The following is a 3536-nucleotide window of genomic DNA, read 5'->3' on the forward strand; positions in this document are numbered from 1 at the left end:
GTGCCGGTGCCGGTGCTGCTGCCGGTGCCGCGGCCGTGGGAGGCCGAGGTGCAGAAGGCGCGGATCTCCGCGCAGACCCGGTCGACCTGGCGGATCGTCAGGTCGGGGTACAGCGGCAGGGCCAGCGCGCGTGCGGCGGCCGCCTCCGCATGCGGGAAGTCCCCGGGGCGGTGGCCGAGCCGGGCGAAGGCGGGCTGGTGGGGGAGCGGGACGGGGTAGTACACCTCGGTGCCGATTCCGCGCCGTGCCAGGTGCTCCGCGAGGGCGTCGCGCCGCTCCACCTCGATCAGGAACACGTACAGCACGTCGGCGCACCCCGGGGCGGCCGTGGGCGGCCGGGGCAGCCGGACGACACCGGGGAGGCCGGTCAGTCGCCGCCGGTACGCCTCGCCGAGGGCGGCGCGGAGCGCGATGTCCCGGTCCAGGCAGGTCAGCCGGGCCAGCAGGAGGGCGGCCTGGAGGTCGTCCATCTTGCTGTTCACCCCGGGCAGCACGCTGGCGGTGGAGATGGCGGGGAAGTCGTCCAGGGTCCGGCCGGGGCGGCCGTGGTGGCGCAGGGCGGCCACCCGCTGCGCCACCAGCGGGTCGTCGGTGAGGACGGCGCCGGCGTCCCCCAGCGCGCCCAGGGTCTTGCTGGGGAAGAAGGACAGCACCCCGCCCCTGCCGTGCAGTCCGGCATGCCGCCCGTCCCGGCGCATGCCGATCGCCTCCGCGCTGTCCTCGACGAGGGTCAGTCCGTGGCGGGCGGCGACGGAGGCCAGGGCGCCCATGTCGGCCATCGTGTCGAACAGGTGGGCCGGCATGACGAAGCGGCTGGCCGGGGTGACGGCCGCCGCGAGCGCGGCCGGGTCCATGGCGTGGGTGACGGGGTCGATGTCGACGAACTCCGGCCGCCCGCCCGCCAGTACGACGCTGCCGGCCGTGGCGATGAAGGAGTACGCGGGCACCAGCACCCCGTCCCCCGGACGCAGTCCGCAGGCGCGCAGCAGCAGTACCAGCGCGTCCGTCCCGCTGTTGACCCCCACCACATGACGCGCTCCGGTGTAGGACGCCAACTTACGCTGGAGCTCGTCCACTTGAGCGCCGTGCGAGAACTTCCCGCGGTCGAAGACCTGGTGGACCCGGGCCTCGACGAGCGGCCACAGCCGCTCGAAGGTGGCGGCCTGCGAGAAGAACGGCACGGGAGCGTCCCGCTCCTGCGGCCGGTCCCGGACGTCCGTCGCACCGGATTCCCCGGCCGGGTCATGGAGGCCGGCGGTTTTTCCGTGGAATTCTCGACTTTCGTCGCAGGGCAATGCCCTCACCTCGAATGCGTCGGCGAATTTCCTCTATCACAAAGATCCCGGCACATTGAAAAGAAGCGCCAGGAGGACCGGCGTTTTTTCACTCGTTACGGTTACGCTCTTCACCCTTTGCGGTCGTCCTTGTTTTTCCGCTCTTGACTCGACTTCCGCCGCCGCCCCTACAGTCGCTCACCGGGTGCATTCCAGCGTGCCGGTCCTGCGTCTCGGACAAGGGGGAGGGACGGTGCTGCAGCCTCTGGTGGTCGGACTGGGCCGCTCGGGAAGGGGATTGCACCTGCCCGTGCTCGCCCGGCTCGCCGCTCCGCCGGACGGGCCGCCCGGCGCCGTTCGGCCGTACGCCACGCACCCGTTCGCCGCGCCGGTGGCCTGTGATCCGCGGCCGGAGGCGGGCCGGGGCCTGACCGGGGTGCGGGTCACGCGCTCCCTGGCGGAGGCGGCCCGCCTGGTGTGCCCGGAGTCCACGGTGGTGCACGTGTGCACCCCGCCGGCGCAGCGCGCGGCGGTCCTCGCCGAGCTCGCCGAACGCGGCTTCACCAGACTGCTGGTGGAGAAACCGCTGGCGTCGGGACGCGCGGAGCTGGCGCGGATCGTCCGGCTGCGGCGCCTGCACCGCCTGGACGTGCGCGTGGTCGCCCACTGGCTGGAGGCGGAGCTGACCGCCCGGCTGCGCGCCCTGGTCCGCGAGGGGGAGCTGGGCCGCCTGACGGGGATCACGGCGCTCCAGCACAAGCCCCGCTTCCTGCGGTCGCTGACCGACACGGGACATCCGACGGCCTTCGACGTGGAGGTCCCGCACGCGCTGGGCGTGCTCCTGGACCTGGCCGGACCCGCCGAGCTGACCGGCGCCCACTGGCGCGACCTGCGGTGCGAGGGGCCCGCGCCCGCGCATCTGGGCGGCGCGGGCCTGACCCTGCTGCACCGCTCGGGCGTCCGCAGCCGGATCGCCTCCGACCTGGACTCGCCGGTCCGGCAGCGCAGCATCACCCTGCACTTCGAACACGGCTCCGCCACCGGCCACTACCCGCTCAGCGAGCACGACGACCACGCCCAACTGGTGATCTCCGGCGCCCGGCCCGGCCACCAGGTCTTCCGGGACGACGCGCTGACCGCCTTCGTGCGGCGCGCCTACCGCGGCTTCGCGGACGGACCCCGGGCCGACCTCGAACCGCACTGCGCGGTGGTGCGCCTGCTGAGCGACGCCAAGGACCACTGCCGGGCCGCCGACCGGGCCCGTGCCCCCGACCCGACACCGCACGAGGACGCCCATGGCAGCTGACCCCGCCGGACCGCGCACCGGCACCCCCGCACCCGCACCCACGCCCTTCCCCGTCCACCGGCTGGCCGGGATCGGCGACGAGGCCGCCGCCGGCCTGGCCGGGCAGATCGACGCCCTGCACCGGCTGGGCTGGTCCGCCCTGGAACTGCGCACCGTCGACGGCACCGCCCTCGCGGACCTGCCTCCGGCACGGGTACGGGAGATCGCGGACCGGTTGCGCGGGGCCGGGCTGCGGACCGTGGGCCTGGCCTCCCGCATCGGCAACTGGGCCCGCCCGATCACCGCGCCCTTCGCGGACGACCTGGCCGAACTGGACGCCCTCACCGGCCACTGCGACCTGCTCGACTGCCGCCGCGTACGGATCATGTCGTACCCCGACGACGGGCTTCCGGCGGCCGAGTGGGCCGCCCGGGCCGTGGACCGCGTCGCCCGCCTCACCGAGCGCGCCGAGCGCGCCGGCCTCGTCCTGCTGCACGAGAACTGCGCGGGCTGGGCCGGCGCCGATCCCGCGCGGATGCTGCGCCTGGTGCGCGAGATCGGCTCCCCGGCCCTGCGGCTGCTGTTCGACACCGGCAACGGCCTGGCGTACGGCTACGACGCCCGGCAGGTGCTGGACCGGATCCTGCCGTACGTGGCGCACGTGCACGTCAAGGACGGGACGGGCACCTGTGACGGCGTGGCGTACACCCTGCCCGGGGACGGGCAGGCGCGGGTGGCCGACTGCCTGCGGACGCTGCTGGAGTCCGGGTACACGGGCGCGTTCAGCCTGGAACCGCACCTGGCCACGCGGCCGCACGACGGCCTGCGGGCCACCGGCGCCGCCCCGGACCTGTTCGTACGCGCCGGCCGCCGCCTACGGGTCCTGCTGGACGAGGCGACCCGGACGGACACGGGGCGCCCCAGGGGGTCCGCCGGCTCCGGGGCCACCGGCATCGCCGGGGCCGCCGGATGAGGGG

3 protein-coding genes are annotated in these 3536 nt (G+C 74.9%); 2 read left to right on the forward strand and 1 reads right to left on the reverse strand.

Features of this window, described 5'->3' with window-relative positions; translation table 11 throughout:
* A partial coding sequence (locus FGF04_RS38490) for a DegT/DnrJ/EryC1/StrS family aminotransferase (RefSeq protein ID WP_149516039.1) occupies positions 1-1181 on the reverse strand: 1181 nt, incomplete at its 3' end.
* A gap of 346 nt (positions 1182-1527) precedes the next feature.
* Here FGF04_RS38490 and FGF04_RS40485 point away from each other — a divergent pair.
* The gene (locus FGF04_RS40485) at positions 1528-2580 is read left to right on the forward strand and encodes a Gfo/Idh/MocA family oxidoreductase (RefSeq protein WP_188114411.1); all 1053 of its coding nucleotides are present in this window, start codon (positions 1528-1530) and stop codon (positions 2578-2580) included.
* A complete protein-coding gene (locus FGF04_RS38500) occupies positions 2570-3532 on the forward strand; it encodes a sugar phosphate isomerase/epimerase family protein (RefSeq protein ID WP_149516040.1) in 963 nt (320 codons plus the stop codon). The genes FGF04_RS40485 and FGF04_RS38500 overlap by 11 nt, the downstream gene beginning before the upstream one ends.
* Positions 3533-3536: the final 4 nt, after the last annotated feature.

The sequence above is a fragment of the Streptomyces apricus genome (assembly GCF_008369065.1).
GTDB lineage: Bacteria > Actinomycetota > Actinomycetes > Streptomycetales > Streptomycetaceae > Streptomyces > Streptomyces apricus.